General features: G+C 37.6%; 12 protein-coding genes and 1 tRNA gene. 7 read left to right on the forward strand and 6 right to left on the reverse strand.

All coding sequences use genetic code 11. From position 1 onward, the window contains the following. Position 1: 1 nt before the first annotated feature. Complete coding sequence (locus CWS31_RS09000) at positions 2 to 1,054, forward strand: XrtA/PEP-CTERM system-associated ATPase (RefSeq protein ID WP_101344885.1); 1,053 nt, start codon at positions 2 to 4, stop codon at positions 1,052 to 1,054. Positions 1,055 to 1,191: 137 nt separating this feature from the next. Here the strand turns inward: CWS31_RS09000 and prsR are convergent, their stop codons facing one another. From prsR to CWS31_RS09015, 3 genes are read right to left on the reverse strand one after another with little or no spacing between them, the layout of a single operon-like run. Further along, positions 1,192 to 2,541 (reverse strand): PEP-CTERM-box response regulator transcription factor, encoded by a 1,350-nt coding sequence (gene prsR / locus CWS31_RS09005; protein WP_101344886.1) that lies wholly within the window; start codon positions 2,539 to 2,541, stop codon positions 1,192 to 1,194. 48 nt (positions 2,542 to 2,589) lie between these two features. After that, complete coding sequence (prsK, locus tag CWS31_RS09010) at positions 2,590 to 4,623, reverse strand: XrtA/PEP-CTERM system histidine kinase PrsK (protein WP_101344887.1); 2,034 nt, start codon at positions 4,621 to 4,623, stop codon at positions 2,590 to 2,592. A gap of 27 nt (positions 4,624 to 4,650) precedes the next feature. Beyond that, a complete protein-coding gene (locus CWS31_RS09015; protein WP_101344888.1) occupies positions 4,651 to 5,037 on the reverse strand; it encodes a MerR family transcriptional regulator in 387 nt (128 codons plus the stop codon). 145 nt (positions 5,038 to 5,182) lie between these two features. On the opposite strand from CWS31_RS09015, the gene CWS31_RS09020 reads away from it, so the two are divergent. The 3 genes from CWS31_RS09020 (at position 5,183) to CWS31_RS09030 (ending at position 10,962) form a co-directional block, all read left to right on the forward strand. After that, positions 5,183 to 6,511 carry a TolC family protein gene (locus CWS31_RS09020; RefSeq protein WP_101344940.1) on the forward strand — a complete coding sequence of 443 codons (1,329 nt, stop codon included), beginning with the start codon at positions 5,183 to 5,185 and terminating at the stop codon, positions 6,509 to 6,511. 65 nt (positions 6,512 to 6,576) lie between these two features. Next, positions 6,577 to 7,791 (forward strand): efflux RND transporter periplasmic adaptor subunit, encoded by a 1,215-nt coding sequence (locus CWS31_RS09025; protein ID WP_170252827.1) that lies wholly within the window; start codon positions 6,577 to 6,579, stop codon positions 7,789 to 7,791. 9 nt (positions 7,792 to 7,800) lie between these two features. Continuing rightward, a complete protein-coding gene (locus CWS31_RS09030; RefSeq protein WP_101344890.1) occupies positions 7,801 to 10,962 on the forward strand; it encodes an efflux RND transporter permease subunit in 3,162 nt (1,053 codons plus the stop codon). A gap of 121 nt (positions 10,963 to 11,083) precedes the next feature. Here the strand turns inward: CWS31_RS09030 and CWS31_RS09035 are convergent. After that, positions 11,084 to 11,160: transfer RNA gene (locus CWS31_RS09035), tRNA-Arg, on the reverse strand. A 131-nt stretch (positions 11,161 to 11,291) separates the two neighbouring features. On the opposite strand from CWS31_RS09035, the gene CWS31_RS09040 reads away from it, so the two are divergent. Continuing rightward, entirely contained in the window at positions 11,292 to 12,185 is an 894-nt protein-coding gene (locus CWS31_RS09040) for a hypothetical protein (protein ID WP_101344891.1), read from the forward strand. 61 nt (positions 12,186 to 12,246) lie between these two features. Here CWS31_RS09040 and CWS31_RS09045 read toward each other — a convergent pair whose 3' ends face one another. Further along, positions 12,247 to 12,981, reverse strand: a complete 735-nt coding sequence (locus tag CWS31_RS09045) for a hypothetical protein (protein ID WP_148747752.1) — start codon at positions 12,979 to 12,981, stop codon at positions 12,247 to 12,249. A gap of 496 nt (positions 12,982 to 13,477) precedes the next feature. Between CWS31_RS09045 and CWS31_RS09050 the strand changes: the two genes are divergently transcribed. Beyond that, on the forward strand, positions 13,478 to 13,867 hold the full coding sequence (locus tag CWS31_RS09050; RefSeq protein WP_101344893.1) for a rhodanese-like domain-containing protein: 390 nt from the start codon (positions 13,478 to 13,480) through the stop codon (positions 13,865 to 13,867). Positions 13,868 to 14,020: 153 nt separating this feature from the next. Here CWS31_RS09050 and CWS31_RS09055 read toward each other — a convergent pair whose 3' ends face one another. Continuing rightward, on the reverse strand, positions 14,021 to 15,190 hold the full coding sequence (locus CWS31_RS09055; RefSeq protein ID WP_101344894.1) for an endo-1,4-beta-xylanase: 1,170 nt from the start codon (positions 15,188 to 15,190) through the stop codon (positions 14,021 to 14,023). Positions 15,191 to 15,306: 116 nt separating this feature from the next. On the opposite strand from CWS31_RS09055, the gene CWS31_RS09060 reads away from it, so the two are divergent. Next, on the forward strand, positions 15,307 to 16,296 hold the full coding sequence (locus CWS31_RS09060) for an SMP-30/gluconolactonase/LRE family protein (RefSeq protein ID WP_101344895.1): 990 nt from the start codon (positions 15,307 to 15,309) through the stop codon (positions 16,294 to 16,296). Positions 16,297 to 16,335: the final 39 nt, after the last annotated feature.

The raw sequence follows: 16,335 nt of genomic DNA on the forward strand, positions 1-16,335 counted from the left end.
TATGTACGAAAGTTACTACGGTTTTAGCGAACGACCTTTTCAATTAAGCCCTGATCCTCGCTTTTTCTTTGCAACCAGCCACCATCAACGCGCTTTATCCTATTTACAATATGGGCTAGATCAAGGCGAAGGCTTTATCGTAATAACAGGTCCTATAGGTACAGGAAAAACAACCATTGCCCGTAATTTATTAGCCAACATTGCTGATGAAAAAATTGTCGCGGCACAATTAGTTACTACTAAGTTGTCACCTGATGAATTACTTGAACTTATTGCTGCAGAATTTAAAATTACAGTAAATGGTAACAGTAAAGCAGACTTATTACGCAGCATTGAGCAATTTTTAATTGGTTTAAACCAACAAGGTAAACGCGCTTTATTATTAGTAGATGAAGCACAAAACTTACCATCGGAAACCATAGAAGAGCTACGTATGCTTTCTAACTTCCAACTTGACAATAAACCACTTATTCAAAGCTTTTTATTAGGTCAAGAAGAATTACAAGACATTATAGCTGCTCCTAATATGGAGCAATTTAGGCAACGAATTATAGCCTCTGCGCATTTAAGACCATTAAAGGTTGAAGAGGTTAAAGACTATGTAAATCATAGATTAGCGCAGGCAAACTGTAACAAAGAAGGCTTATTTCCTGATGACGGCTTTCAGGTTATCTTCGAAAAAACACTAGGTGTACCTAGAAAAATAAACATCTTTGTAGATCGTTTACTTTTGTTTGGTTTTCTTGAAGAGCTAACAATTATTGATAGTGACGTTATTAATGAAGTAGCCAGCGAAATGTCGGTTGAATTAACAGGATCACTAAACGGTTCCGCCTTAAAAAATTCCGAATTTTCACAGCAACTTGTTATTAATTCAACAGAAAATGTTGAAAACATTAAAAATGTATTGCGTGAAGTAGAAGAAATACTAGAAGCGTCAATTCAACAAAAAGTTAAAATGACGCGCTATATTGATAAGCTGTTAAAACAAAAAAGCCGAGAGTTTGCCAAAGCGCAAAGTGCTAATGCTAATGACATAAAACAAAGCAAATAGAGCAAGTAGAGTAAGAAATCAGTACATCTATTGATAACAATATAGCTCCCCGACTAATACATCTGCATACGGGGAGGGTATCACCAATATTAATTCCTAATTTATTTAGTATCTAGTTAATATCTAATCCCTAATAATTATTCATTAATCGCAATATGATACTTTTCAATTAAAGAGTAGAGCGTTGGTCTAGTGATACCTAATAACTCTGCTGCTTTAGACATATTACCTTCAGTTAACGCGTACGCCTTTTGAATAGCGATCGTTTCCGCATGTTCACGTACTACACGTAAGTTTAGCGACAATTCATATTGTGCATTTTCTTTATCATAAAAACCAAGATCAAAGGCTGTAACTTGATTTGTGGTACTCATAATAACCGAAGATTTAACTTTGTTTTGTAACTCGCGAATATTACCCGGCCACTTATGATGACGCAAACCGCACAATGCATCATCCGAAAAAGATTTAGCATTACGCTTATATTCCGCTGCGTATTGTTGTAAAAAGAAGTTAGCTAAAATCAATATATCTTCATCACGATCGCGTAATGGTGGAATATTTAAAGTGATTTCAGTAATACGATAAAATAGATCTTCACGAAATTGTTTTTCCGTAACCATAGTTTCAAGGTTTTGATTGGTTGCACAAATTACTCGAACATCAACCGGAATTTCTTTTCGCCCACCTAAACGCTCGATGACTTTCTCTTGTAAAAAGCGCAATAATTTAGCTTGCAAAGGGAAGGGCATATCGCCAATTTCATCTAAGAATAATGTGCCGCCTTGCGCACACTCAATTTTACCTAATGTGGTTTTATGAGCACCAGTAAAAGCACCTTTTTCAAACCCAAATAATTCACTTTCTAATAAATTTTCAGGAATAGAAGCACAGTTAATAGCAATAAAAGGTTTGTCGCTTCTATCACTTACTTTATGAATAGCTTTAGCGGTAACTTCTTTACCTGTACCACTTTCACCTAATAAAAGCGCTGTGATCTCTGTAGGCGCAATTCGTTGCACCATAAGGCGTAATCTATCAATACTCTCGCTGCTACCAATAATACCGCAATCAGAGCCAATTACTGACTTCATACTACGGTTGTCGTTTTCTATATTAGCTAAACTAAAAGCGCGCGATACGATAACGTTAATAACATCAGCGTCAACGGGCTTTTGATAAAAATCATAAGCGCCCATTTCAATAGCTTTTAGCGCATTGGTGCGGTCATCATTACCGGTAATCACAATAACCTTGGTATGCGGAGCAATTTCTAAAATAGTTTTTAAAGCTGCTAAGCCTTCACTCGCATTAGCTTCATCGGGCGGTAAACCTAAATCAAGGGTAACTACTTTAGGTTCATGGCGTCGTACAGCAGCAATAGCACTCTCACGGTTATCAGCTAACACTACTTCATAGTCAGCCAAACTCCACTTCAATTGTTTTTGTACACCAATATCATCATCAACAATCAGTAACTTTTCCATAACTATGTTGCTTCCTTCGTTTTATTGTAATTATTATTTTTATCGACTTTAACTCAATTTACTGCACGGAATAGTCATTGTAAACACACTACCTTCATTTTCGCGGCTAGATACTTGCATTAAACCACCAAGTCCTTCAAAGAACTGTTTAGCCTCATAAACACCAATGCCCATACCAGCATTACCTTTTGTTGTATCAAAAGGTTTAAATAAGCGATTAGCAATGAAGTCTTCAGACATACCACAGCCATTATCACTGATTTTAATAGATAAATTATCAGCACAAGTCTGGGCATTAATAGTAACCCAGCCATTATCATTTGTCGCTTCTTGCGCATTTTGTAATAAATGATTTAACACTGACGAAAAAGTATCTTCATCTATGGCAATATTAACCTCAGGTAGTACATCCATTTTAATCATAGGTAGTTGAATATTACGCTGGTTAACTATTTCAGTAATTAACTCCGCAACATTAACTTCTTTACGGCTCGATTCTGCCACTTGTTTGTTACGTAATTGCGTTAATACTTTTTCAAGCCTGCTTGTCGCTGATTCAATGGTTTCAAATACATCATCAATAAATTCTGGATTATCTCGATGCCGTTTGGCGTTACTGTTAATTAACGCCAGCTGGGCTTGAATATTTTTCAAATCATGCACTAAAAAAGCAGACATACGGTTAAACGCATCAAACTGTTTAGACTCTGCTAAACGCTCATTGGCTTCATTTAACGATAAATAGTTACTTAATTGTTTTGAAATTGAAAAGAGTAAGTCTCTATCTTCCCAATTCAATAATTCTTGCTTGGCGGGCATAGCTAATAAAAAGAAGCCATAAACGGTTTTATTCATAAATATAGGGATAATAATATCTATATTTTTTTTGCCACATTGTTGAACATCAACCGACAACTCAGGGTAACTTCCCTCAACTAGCGCCAACTCTCTAATATCAATAATCCAGCCGTGTTTCATACAAAAATCATCAACCGCACTTAGAAAGCTTAAATCTTCTTGCGCTAGGTTAAAGTTTTCTTGGTAGAGTAATTGAAATTGGCCCGATGGCATTTTCTTAATTAAAGCGCCTTGATGAATATTCAACGACGAGCAAATAATATCTGTGGCTTTATGGTAGCAATTGTCGCTTTCATTAATTTCTAACTGCTCAATTGATTTAAGCCACTCAACGCGATAGTCATATTTGTTAGCAAAAAAATGTTTGGTAATGAATACTTTGACTTCTTTACGTAGCTTCTCTGTTGCTAATAACGCCGCTAAAACACCACCACCTAAAATAAGAAAAGCAATACTAACAACATCACCCCACGTACCACCGAAGTAATTGATTACATACCCAGCAAAGGCTAGTAATAATAGGTATAGTCCAGAGATAAGTAACATTGAACTGTAAAAAACCACCTCGCGAGAAACAAAAACATCGACCGACCAGTTTTTAATTCGTCTTGTGCTAATCAATATGAAGGGCATACCAATTGCTATAATATAGCCACGAGCATACCAGTAAGAAAAGTCTAACTGATTAACCATCGCCGCTTGAGAAAACACTATAAAGTCAAAAACCGTAGACATACCCAGTGCTATAATTAAGGTCCAAATAGCCCATTTCACTTTTACTTCTGCGTTACGGTATAATTGTTCAAGTAATACTAACAACCATAAGTTAAACAATAAAAATAAAGAAAATAGGTATTTAACACCGTCTGGAACAAAGAATACCGCGCCCCAGCAAAGTAAAGATAAGCCAGCCCAAACTTTTAAATATTGTTTAATTTTGGGATGGTTCACAAATTCGTTAATCGTTTTAATATTTGCTTGAGTACAAATAATAAGTAATGACCAAACTGCCAGTTTGAATGTTTCTATTGCCATAATAATAAGCAATGAAAATCCCTGTTTTGGCTGTAATGCGGCAGTAAGTGAAGAAGCAAAAACCAATAATGCCGCCAGTAAAATTAAACCACCAGATAATGTTTTATTGCGGGCAGCTAATAATAAGAGAATGAATACCAAATAAGATAATGAAGCTAAAAAATAACCTGACGTTCCAATGACTTCCATTTGCATTTATCCTAAATAATTACGCTATTATTGCGTTAGGTTTTTGAGTATTCCACAATCACTGACAATATCACTAGAGCAAGACTTTGCTAACGTGTTTAACGTTTTTTCTAGCAATACTAATTCGTTTATTGTTTTACGCACATTTTCTAACTGCTGCTCAATTAACAGATCTACTTCACAGCAAGACGAGTTTTTATCTTTTTGTACTTGTATCAATACCTTAATTTGTTCAAGCGGTATTTGTAATTCTCGGCAACGCCTGATAAACACTAAATTATCAACATCTGTTGAGTTGTATTCCCTATAGCCGCTGCTGTTACGAGTGGCTTTGGGTATTAATTCAACTTGCTCATAATAGCGAATAGTTTTACTAGGCACCTTGGTTAAGGTCGCTAGTTGATTAATCTTCATAATGTTTGACCTTACACCTACTGTAAGGTTTATGATGTCGCAAAAATATGCCTTATACAATCATTGTTTGATCAAAGCGGGTATTTTTAATCTTTGTATTTCTGTTTGCTTTTATTTGTACTGCTTTATAAAAATGAGTCATTTTATGAAAATAACCCCGTTAGCTTTAAATCTACTTCGAAGCTTGATTACTTATTTCTGTGTGGGGTCACTTTTATTAACTAATTTTGTTGCCTTTAACGGCTTTGCTCAAACGAAAAATGATGATTCAATTACATTAACCACTGCAATTAAAAAAACCTTAAAAGTTAACCCATCATTAAACGTCTTTAAATACCGTAAAAATGCTATTGATGGTGAGCTACAAAGTGAGCAATTAACGCCAGGTTATTCTGTTTATTTTGAAATAGAAGACTTTGCCGGCACTAGTGATATTGGCGTATTTGATGGCACTGAATACACGTTATCGCTTTCTTCAGTTTTTGAAATGGGTGATAAAGCTAACGCCCGCGTTGATGTCGTGAATAGTCGCAGCGCACAACTTACCGCGCAACGTAAAATAGCCGCACTAAGTTTATCAGGTGAAGTTACCCGCAGGTACATTGATATTCTAGCCGCGCAAGAGCGTACCTCACTTGCTAAAGAAGCTGTTGTATTAGCTGAGCACACCTTAACAGAAGTTGAAAGCCGCGCTAAAGCAGGTGCTGCACCTGAAGCAGAAGTAAAACGCGCTCTCGCAGCCTTAGGCAATATCAAGTTAATAGCCTCTTCAGAGCAACAACAATTTGAATATGCAAAAGTGCTTTTAGCCATGATGTGGAAAGAAACCACGCCAAGCTTTACCAGGGTTGAAGGCGATTTATTTAACTTTGCAAATGATATTCCATTTGATCTGTTATACGCCAAAGTAGAGCAAAATCCTGAAATACTAAGTTATGCCGCCGAAACTAGGGTAAAAGAAGCACAACTTCGTTTAGCACAAACAGAATCAAGCGAAGACATACAATGGTCTGTTGGGCTTAAACAATACCAAGCGGTAAATGACACCGCACTAATTGCAAGTATTAGCGTTCCTTTGTTTTCCTCTCAACGAAACAAAGGGGCAATAATATCAGCGCAAGCGCAGCGTGATGAAATAGCAGTAAAAAGAGAAATCTCCTTACTTGCCCTACATAGCCAGTTATACCGCGCTTACAGCAATAGAAAACAAGCAATATTTACCGTGAAAAATTTAAAAGACGCCATAGTGCCAATTTTAACTGACGCATTAAATGAAACTCAAATTGCTTATCAACGCGGACTTTACAGCTACTTAGAGTATTTAACCGCCCGACAAGAATTGCTGTTTGCACGTAGGGCGATGATTGAATCTGCCGCCGCGGCACTGCGCTATGGTACTGAAATAGAACAGTTAATTGCTGAGCCTTTGCCTGCCACTCAACATGGCATAACCATACCCATGACAAAACAATGACAATGCCAACAGCAGTAACAAATTCAGTAAACAAAGCGCTTTAGCAGATTATTATGAAGGTTCCCATGAAAAACAAACCAAGTCGTTTAGTTGTATTTATCGCCGCAGCATTTAGTTATGCCGTTACCAGTAATAACCTTATGGCAAATGCGCAACATGATGATCACCAAGAGACTCATAATGCTGCCCATACGAATGAGTCATCAGACGATCATCACAAAGAACATGATGATCATTCTGACCAGCATAATGACCATCACGGCGAGAAAGATGAACATGGGCACAGTGACAAGCACGGAGACGATCACGGCGATGAGCATGGTGACGAACATGAAGAAGGCCACGTTGAAATTAGCCACGACAATGCAAAAAAGGCGGGAATCATCAATGCAACGGCAGGTGTCGCACATATCAAACAAACCATTACGCTTTACGGAAGAGTCGTAGTAAAGCCAGAGAGTATAAGCCACGTTAGTGCGCGCTTTCCGGGCTTAATCACCCAATTAACCGTTAATGTTGGTGACACAGTAAAAGCTGGCGAAGTGATCGCCGCAGTAGAGTCTAATAATAGTTTTAAGCATTATAACGTTGTCGCACCTATTTCAGGGGTGATCACCGCAAGATATGCAAACCCTGGCGAACTTACCGGGCAAAAAGCATTAGTAATTATCGAAAACTACGAGGAACTGTGGGTTAACTTCAATGTATTTCCAAGTAACACCTTAACTAATTCCTTAAACAATGCCTCAAGTACTTCAAGTACTTCAAGTAATGCTAAAAGCGTAAAAAAAGGCATGAAAGTCACTGTGTCATCATCGCCAATTTCAGATCAAACAAGCTTAGAAAGTTCACTGACAAATACGCCTCAAACGGCTTTTCAATCAAGTATTACAGAAACTAACATCATTCATTTACTCAATAATAAATCCCAACCTTTTACCACAGCCATTACCCCGTTAGATAACAAGCAAGGTACATGGACAGCAGGGCAGTTATTAACGGGCAGTGTAGTGCTCAGTGAAAATAAGGTGGAGCTAGCCATTGATAACCGTGCTTTTCAAGAAGTAGAAGGTAAACAAGTTATTTTTGTGGTGAACGAGCATGGCTATGAAAGCCGAGAGGTAAGTCACAAACTTGGCAGTGATATTATTTTAGGGCAAAGCGATGGCCATTTTACTGAAATACTTTCAGGATTAAATGCCGGTGAACAATACGCAGTGCAAAACAGTTACTTGCTTAAAGCTGATTTAGGCAAAGCTGGCGCAGCGCACGTTCATTAGGAGTTCACCATGATCGAATCTATATTGCGATTTTCTATCGCCCGTCGCTGGTTAATGATGAGTATGATTTTAGTACTTATCGGCTTAGGTTATTTCAGTTATCAAAAGTTGCCTATTGATGCTGTACCCGACATTACCAATGTTCAAGTACAAATTAATACCCGAGCGCCAGGCTATTCTCCCCTTGAAACAGAACAACGCATTACCGTACCCATTGAAACCACTATTCGTGGTATTCCTGCGTTGTCATACACACGTTCTATTTCGCGCTATGGCTTGTCACAGGTTACTGTAGTGTTTAACGAAGGCACTGATTTATATTTTGCTCGCAGCTTAATTAATGAAAAGCTCAGCGCCCTTAAAAATGTATTACCGAATGAACTAAGCCCTGAAATGGGACCTATCTCCACAGGGCTTGGCGAAATATTTATGTACAGTATTGAAGCATCGCCAACAGCTAAACAAGCTGATGGTTCGCCCTTTGACGCAACGGCACTGCGTGAAATACAAGACTGGATCATCAAACCACAGTTATCCTTAGTTAAAGGTGTTACAGAAATTAATACCATTGGCGGTTACGACAAGCAATATCACATAACCCCATGGCCAAGTAAAATGTTGGAATTTTCGATCACTTTTGATGATATTCACAAGGCTTTAAATAATAACAACAGCAATCGTGGTGCAGGCTATATTGAACAAAATGGCCAACAGCTGATGGTGCGCTCGCCAGGGCAACTTGCAACTATTACCGATATAGAACAAGTAGTAATTAAACTTGTTGATGACACGCCAGTAAAAATTAAAGACATTGCCGAGGTTGCTATTGGTAAGTCATTACGTACTGGTGCAGCAACACGTAGCGGCACAGAAACTGTTATTGGTAGCGCTATGATGTTGATGGGTGAAAACTCACGAGTTGTCGCCTTAGCAGTAGCAGAAAAGCTTGAGCAGATAAAATTATCATTGCCTGATGGGGTAATAGTTGAAGCCGTTTACGACCGTACTACCTTGGTTGATAAAGCCATGTACACAGTACAAAAAAATCTAGCGGAAGGCGCTTTATTAGTAATCGTCATATTATTTTTATTACTCGGTAATATTCGCGCCGCCTTAATTACTGCAGCCGTTATTCCACTTGCTATGTTAGCCACTATTACAGGTATGGTTAAAGCGGGCGTGTCGGCTAACTTAATGAGCCTTGGCGCTCTTGATTTTGGCTTAATTGTTGATGGCGCAGTGATCATTGTTGAAAATTCAATTCGACGCTTAAGTGACGCGCAACGTGTTAACGGCAGTGTACTTAGTAAAAAAGAACGCTTAGCTGTGGTTTACTCCGCTACCAATGAAGTGATTAGACCCAGCTTATTTGGCATATTTATCATCACCATTGTCTATATTCCATTATTTAGCTTAAGCGGTGTAGAAGGCAAAATGTTCCACCCGATGGCCGCAACCGTAATGATGGCGTTAATTGCCGCCTTAGTGTTATCACTTACCTTAGTACCTGCCGCCGTTGCTTTATTTATGACCGGCAAAATTAAAGAACAAGAAAGCCGTATTATCACCGTGGCAAAGTCAGCCTATAAACCGTTATTACTTGCAGCAATGAAGTTACGCTGGTTGATATTAACAGTCTGTGCTTTGTTTGTTGCTTTTTCGTTATGGCTAGCGACAACCTTGGGTTCAGAGTTTATTCCCCAACTCAATGAAGAAGATTTATTACTGCAAGCTATCCGCATAACAGGTACTAGCCTTAATCAATCAATTGATATGCAACAAAATTTAGAGCGTGAAATTCAAAAGTTTCCGCAGGTTAAAAATGTATTTTCACGTATTGGTACACCTGAAATAGCTAATGATCCTATGCCGCCGAATATTGCCGACACTTATGTAATGTACATACCGCGAGAGCAATGGCCTGATCCGTCATTAAGTTATCAAGACCTTGCTGAACAAATAGTTGAAGCAGTATCAGGACAACCGGGCAATAACTTTGAATTAACGCAACCCATTGAAATGCGCTTTAATGAACTTATTTCAGGGGTTAGAGCTGATTTAGGTATTAAAGTTATTGGTGATGATTTAAACCAACTTTTACGTAGCGCAAATGAAATAAGAGAAGTGCTTGAAACCATTAATGGTGCCAGCGATATTCAAGTAGAACAGGTAACTGGCTTACCTATGCTGTCAATTATCCCAAAACGTATTGAACTTGCCCGTTACGGCTTAACTGTTGCGCAGTTACAACATGCTTTAGCTACCGCTATTGGTGGTGAAAACGCTGGCGCGATTTATGAAGGTGATCGCCGATTTAATATGGTGATCAGGCTACCTGAGCAAATACGCAACGATATTCATCGTTTAGGCGAGTTACCTATTGCAGTACCCACTTCCCAATCAAGCTCTGGCTATGTACCATTATCGGAAGTGGCCAACCTTGAAATAGCGCCAGCGCCTAATCAAATTAGCCGAGAAAATGGTAAACGTCGTATTGTAGTTACCGCCAATGTTCGCGGTACTGATTTAGGAACCTTTGTAAACAATGCAAAACAAGAAATTCAGCAACAAGTTGATATTCCAGCAGGTTATTGGCTTGAATACGGCGGGACCTTTGAGCAACTAGCCTCAGCCAATAAGCGATTAACTTTAGTTATTCCTATCACCTTAGGGGTTATTTTAGGCTTACTGGTAATGGTATTTGGTAGCGTAAAAGATGCCTTAATTATTTATACCGGCATCCCATTAGCACTAACCGGTGGCGTAATCACCTTATGGCTACGTGATATGCCACTATCTACCTCCGCAGGCGTAGGCTTTATCGCCTTATCGGGTATAGCGACACTAAACGGCTTAGTAATGCTCTCATTCATTCGTGATTTAGTGAAAGAGCGGGGCGAAGTAAACTCCGCAACTATTTCTAGTCATGTACTTCAAAAAGCAATAATTGACGGCGCAATGCTAAGATTAAGACCAGTATTAATGACCGCTTTAGTCGCAGGATTGGGTTTTGTGCCTATGGCATTAAACGTTGGTACTGGCGCAGAAGTTCAACAACCGTTAGCAACCGTAGTTATTGGCGGCATTATTTCGTCAACCTTACTCACGTTATTAGTATTGCCAGTACTGTATCGCCTAGTGCATCAAGGCGAGCGTAGAGCAAGATCATAATAGATAGATAGATAAATTAATAATATAAGCGTAATTTGGGGATGCTAACCGAAAGTAGCCGGTAGCCTTTTAATAAATTTATCGATAACGTTAAAAGGAATTAAAAAAGCGCTCTGAGATATGGTCCACCCGGCGCGATTCGAACGCGCGACCTTTGGCTCCGGAGGCCAACGCTCTATCCAGCTGAGCTACGGGTGGTAATTGAGGGTGCATTCTATAAAAAGCCATTTACGAATACTAGTACTTAATTATATTTTAGTGGTTATGTTTTAGTTTACGAATATAAAGGGGTCATAAATCTAGGTGCCAAAAACAATAAAGGGTGGGTTATGAGTTATATAAATGGATTTAAAGGGTCTTTTAAAAAACGAATGTTATTTTTTATACTATTGTGCATTTCTTTCTTTGTACAAGGTAAAGAAATAGATAGTTGTTCTAAAGAAAACTTCAACTTAAAGTTTTACGAACGGAGCAGTTTCAAAAATCAATCCGTAAAACCAATAACTACTTCTATTGAAGATGCAGGATTACGCCATAGGCCCTACCCTTACAAGGCGTTTGTAGTATCCATAATTCAGGCTGTTGAGGATAATTTGAAAAAAGAAGAGGCTTGTCATAATGGTGACGGTAAGCCCGTAAATATAACACTTGAGTTTATTGAGGAAAATTTAGTAGCTTGGATGAATTCTACAGAATTAATTTCATTAAAAACAGATGACATGTCCTCTCAGTTATCTAGTCCATGGCTCAAAATCGTAATTAAACGAGAACCTGAATTTAACCTTCACGCTGTGATCACATGGAGCGCTCGTCAAATGATAACAGATCAAGTGTTCCTTTCAGGAGAGGTTATTCCTGAAACGTTTAATCCAGTGCCATTAACTACAGAAGCTGTAAACAAATACCGCAGTGTTTATGTTAATGCTGTTTTAAGCTCTAGCGATTATATCGAAGATCCCAAAATACTTAATGAACTTCCCGTTGATCTTTTATGGTTATACAGGCATTCATATCAATCTACTCGGGGACCTTTTTATGACAATATCTCGCGTTTATTCAATACAGCTTCATCAAGGTATATCGAACTGAATAGAGCATTAGTAAATCAGTGTTTTGATGTTCCAAATGGTGACTTTAAAAGATATAACACTGTCCTAGATCTAAAAAACATAGTCGATACAAAATTTTTTGATAATTATAAAATTGAAAAACTTACCAGATAAAAAAATAAAACGGCTAAGACCACTTTTATTTACGTATATGCCATTGAAAATTATCCCTTTCTTATTTAATTCTCTTATGTGATTGTATTTTGTAGTCATTAAGCGCTTTAGCGTCATAAAAACGTTCAAGTTCATAAATAGTCTTGAAACTCTGTAATTCATATTGATCTGAAGCAAAACAATGACTAACCAAGGCTTTAGCTATTTCTGCATAGCCCTGGTAACGCGTCATAACTAACTTTGATATTTCATAAATACCTGCACTCCCTGACGGGGTATGATCAAAGAGCCATAACATATCTAACGGTAAATCTTTTACCGTTGTAGGACTTGGCATTTTGGTTGCGTAAGATCTACGACTGCTATGTTTCATTGCATACTCTTTCTCATAACGCTCATATAAATTATCGGTCAGAGACTGGCGCTCAAAAGTCGCCGCTATATCAGGATAAGTTAGCAAGGTTTGATCAATTAAAAACTGTCTAGCTTCAAAATTGAAGACAGCTGAAACCTTTAGCGTAGGATTTCGTTGAATAGTCATATCTAGCCATGGACTTGATAACTGACATGAAAAATTATTCATTGAACTAGGATCAATTTTAAGCTTTAGCTCACTTTCATCTTTATATATATTGCGTTCAATTTCGTATACAGGGAAGTGGCGCTCAACAAAGGTTAATGATATGTCGGCAGGATCGGGGACACTTACCTCACAGGCAGGTTCATTGTTTAACTTGGTTTTGACATGATTAAATAATTCAGTCACAAATTTTTCATACGGATCCTTACTGTTCACAAATGCTTCCGATTCTAGAGCTGGTCTCGCGCTTCCTTGAAAATATGTTTTAAATTTTATGTTGTCATCATCACAGGGAGTCAACTTATCAGCATAAGAATTTTGACAAGTCCCAAAAAAGCTTAATAGCAAAGTGAGTACCTTCACTCCATATAAAGTTATTTGTTTTAACTTGATAATCATTTTTGTTTCCTAACTTTAGAATAAAAGTGGTCGCAATGAATGGAATCATATATTTTATGTTCTTCCACTACTTGGTGTACCTAACCCTCATATTAGAAAGTTATTCGAATTATTACCTGTAGTTTGTTATCTAGTAATTCTTTTGTATTTTAATAATATTTGCTTGGTAGTACGATGATATCCACCTACATTGGCATATTAAATGCCACTAAACGTGATTTTAAGAGAAGAATGTTTTGGTATCCCCATTTTAAATCAATAACTTTAGGTGTAAAACAAAGTACAACATACACTATCAAGTAAGGAAACAGTTATGAATCAGGTTGAATTTTATAAAGCAAAGTTAGATTTTGAAATAGACTCTTGGGATTTAAGTGAAGCACTTAACAACAATAAAAATATTATTGTTGTAGATGCTCGTTCAAGTGAAGTATTCCAAAGTGAACATATTCCTACAGCGATCAATATTCCGCATCGCATTATGAATGTTGAAACAACATCGGCTTTAGATAAATCTAAGCTCTATGTTACATACTGCGATGGCATAGGCTGCAATGCTTCAACTAAAGGGGCGATGAAGTTGGCAGAATTAGGCTTTAATGTGAAAGAATTACTTGGCGGTTTAGATTGGTGGCTTAGGGATGGTTATCAAACTGAAGGCGATAATGGCCGCGAGGGTACCGCTGTTACTTGTGGATGCTAGATATACGTTGTACCAATCCAACTAATTAAGCGATCTTTTAAAAGGGCTTAAATATCCAATTACATCGTTGATTTCTACTCCCACACATTTATCGATTGCTAATGGGCATATGTGTGAGGTAGAAAACAACTTAATGCTGTAAACCGTAACGTTTTATTTTGGCACTTGTAAAATCAAGTCAACTGCAGTTTTTGGCTGTAAATCTCTATCCCATAATAACGGATAATTTGTTCTATTATTAATCGGATAAGTGTTTTTCCAAGACATACTATCGTCTACGCCCCATAAAGTTACTCGATCAATCTTATCTCTGTGTTTATAAAATATTTCGAACAGTTCTTGATAGCGTTTAGCAAGCTGTAATTCAATTTCAGGAGGAAGTCCGTTTTTATATGGGTCTAAAAACACTTCAAATTCTTCTAATTCAAATTGTGAGTCTAGTAAGCCTTTACCGATAACTTGGCCTTCTTTAGTAATAGGCAATACATCAACGTCTAGTTCACTTATCATGACTTTTAAGCCTAATGCCGCGTAAGCATTAATGGCTTCTTCAATGTGTTCTGTTGTTGGAAAATTTAATCCCCAATGTGCTTGAATACCAATACCATCAATACGAATACCGTTTTTTTGTAGCATTTTTACCATGCGAATAATGCCGTCTCTTTTTTCAGGACGCCACGCATTAAAATCGTTGTAGTAAAGCTCTGTGTTAGGGGAGTATTTTTCAGCATATTTAAACGCTGCTTTAACCACTTCATCACCATCGCCTACGCGCTGAACCCAAATAGTGTCACGGTATTCGCCGTCTTCACCAATTATTTCATTAACTACGTCCCATGCATCAACTTTATCCGCGTATCGGCTAGCAACTACTTTAATGTAGCTTTCCATTTGTGCTAACTGTTGCGCTGGGGTGTTTGGTTCACCCTTGTCATTAACAAAAAACCAATCAGGTGTTTGGTTATGCCAAACGAGTGTGTGACCAAGCACATACATATTGTTTTTATTACCGAATTCGACAAACTGATCTGCGGCATCAAAATTAAACTGTCCCTTGATTGGATTAACCACTTCAGCTTTCATGGAGTTTTCTAAGGTAATAGAATTTGCTTGCTGTTTAACAATTTTTTGTAGTTCAGCAGACTTTCCAGAAGTAATATCGTCGTTAATTGCTAAACCTATTTTGAAAGAGTCAGAGAATTCTGATTTTAAAGTCGAAGTTGCTTCAGTATCTGTTGTATTAACTGCAGAAGGTACGGCAGCAGTAACTATATTACTGATAAATAAGCTATTCATAGCTATTACTAATGCTAAAATTTTCATGTGTGTTAAGTACTCTGTAAGATATGTTTGAATACACCTTATAGTCACATCGACAAATACTTAATAGGGGATATGATATATTTTAATTTGAAGATGACACAGAATTGGATTCGTTAATGAATTTTAAAAAATTATCTACCGCCGTATCTCCCACAGTATTCTCCACCGTACTTTCTACAACGCTTTGTACCAGTGCGCTTACTTTCTCTATGGCTACGCTTGCTGATGAAGCCCAACAGCAATGCCAAGCTGAATATGTGCCTATTAATAGTCAGCAGCCGTTAACACTGGTAAAAGACAATTTTATGTTTCTCGAAGGGCCTACTTGGTCTGTTCAAAATAATGCATTCTATTTTTCAGAAATGAACTTTAATGGCTCACAAGCGTTCGGGCCTAAATCAACGATTTATCAACTGGTTTTACCCAATAATATCAGTGTTTATAAACAAGATAGTGGCACAAATGGCTTACTTGCTATTGGCGAATATCTTTACACGACGAACCATGCAACTCGCTCATTATCTCGGCTAGCGTTATCGTCTAAACAAAGTGAAACCCTTGTTGATAATTATCAGGGATTAAAATTTAATTCTCCTAACGATTTAGTACAAGCAGATAACGGCACTATATATTTTACCGATCCAGACTGGCAACTTAGCGGGCGAAAGCAAGAAACGCTGTACACTGGCTTATACTCTTTTAGTGTTGATGGGGTAATAACATTGCTCGATAAATCATTAAAAAAACCTAATGGTGTTGCCTTATCGCCAGATCAAAAAACACTTTATGTGGGCAGTTTAAGTCATGAGATTGTTAAATACCAAATAGACCAGCAAGGTAATATTGGTGATAAAGAAGCTTTTGTTAACATAACTTCACCTGATGGTATGAAGGTAGATTGTGCGGGTAATATTTACGCAGCTAGTCATGTTGAAGGGGTTATATATGTTTACTCAAGTAAAGGTGAGTTACTAGACAAAATATCTGTCGGTCCTAAAGCGACAAATATTGTTTTTGGTGGAGAGCATTTAAAAACTCATTTAATTACAACCGATCATGGTTTATATACCATAGATGTGAATATTCCAGGACTTAAAACACCATAGCAATTGGAGCGCAAGTGACTTTGATATAAATATGTTTAG

This window comes from Colwellia echini, from assembly GCF_002843355.2.
GTDB classification, from domain to species: Bacteria; Pseudomonadota; Gammaproteobacteria; order Enterobacterales; family Alteromonadaceae; genus Colwellia; species Colwellia echini.